This window comes from Pseudomonadota bacterium (assembly GCA_022361155.1).
Classification (GTDB): domain Bacteria; phylum Myxococcota_A; class Polyangia; order Polyangiales; family JAKSBK01; genus JAKSBK01.
In genome coordinates, this window is the sequence record JAKSBK010000439.1 from 1 (window position 1) to 1380 (window position 1380).

1 protein-coding gene and 1 tRNA gene are annotated in these 1380 nt (G+C 66.7%); both read right to left on the reverse strand.

Annotated elements, in window-relative coordinates; translation table 11 throughout:
* Window positions 1-565: 565 nt before the first annotated feature.
* Window positions 566-641: transfer RNA gene (locus tag MJD61_16645), tRNA-Asn, on the reverse strand.
* A gap of 36 nt (window positions 642-677) precedes the next feature.
* On the reverse strand, window positions 678-1380 hold a 703-nt coding region (locus MJD61_16650; GenBank protein MCG8556891.1), incomplete at its 5' end, for an AI-2E family transporter.

Genomic DNA, 1380 nt, shown 5'->3' on the forward strand with positions numbered 1-1380 from the left:
CATCCTTCGACGCGGGAACGTCGTGGCGCCGGTGGATGTGCTCGTCGGGATGGACCTCTTGACGCGTGCAGACGTGGAGGGCTGGCGCCGAGGGCGTGTGCCGGATCTCGAGCGCGTGGTCCAATGCAACCTTACGCGACTCGGGCGCCTCATTCGCATCCTTCGGTTCCACGCCCACGACTTGAGCCTGAAACCGTCGTGGACGGCCTACATGCGGTGGGGGAAGGGCCCAAGGACCCTGACAGCGTCGTCTTTTTCGCGGATGAGGCAGGCTCCTGGCAAGTCGGTATCGACTGGCGCACCGTGCTCCCGGCCTACTTCCGTTGCCTGGCCGAGGCGGCGGCCTCTCTCTCCCCACTCTCCGCCAGATTGGGCCCCGGAGCGAGCGATCGGGCAGTCGCCAACCCGCGCGCCGACTCTCCACCGCGCACGTGGAGAGCGCGCCGTCGATCGGCGTGGTCGCGGATGTCCGCGACAGCACGCGAGAAAAGCGAAGCCCCGACCACCTGGTGATGATCGGGGCTCCTGTTGAACAACTGGTCGCCTCGTTTGCATGAGGCGGAAATGGCTCCGGGAGTAGGACTCGAACCTACGGCCAAGCGGTTAACAGCCGCCCGCTCTACCAGCTGAGCTATCCCGGAAGAGGGCCGCGGACGATAATGGTCTCGACCAGGGTGTCAAGCAAGTGGGGCAGCCGGGGGCCGGCTGCTTACGGGGTCGGTTTTGGGGCTCAGGCGCGCTTTGGTCTTCGGTGGAGGCCCTTCGAGGAGGGCTGCGAGCCAGTGCAGCTCGGAGCTGCTGGCAAGCCAGATCTTGACCACCATGGTGAGGGGGACGGAAAGCAGCGCGCCAACAGGGCCGAGCAGCCAGCCCCAGAAGAGGACCGAGAGCAGGACGACCAGCGGCGACAGGCCCATGGCGTGGCCGAGCACGCGCGGTTCCAGCATGCCGCCGATGGCTGTGTTGATGCCGACGTAGCCAAGCGCCACTGCGAGCGCTGTACCGGGGCCGTGCTGCAGCACGCCGAGCAGCACGGGCGGGACGGCGGCCACGAAGCTGCCGATGCTCGGGATGTAGTTCAACAGGAAAGCGAGCAGACCCCACATGATGGGCAGGTCGAGTCCCCAGGCCGCCGTCCAGGCGAACGCGAGCAGGCCGGTGACCGAGCTGGCCCCGGTCTTGACCAGCAGGTAGGTGTTGACCTCTGTTGCGGTCTTGGCCAGACCCTCGAACCTGCTGGAGGTCGGCAAGGCGCGCTCGACTTTGCTGCGCAGCGTGATGGCCTCGAACAGCATGAAGCCGACCATCAGCGTGACGAAGAGCACGTTGGACAGCAGCCCTGCCAGAGAGCGGATCAAAGCCGCCACCAGGCCGAGCACC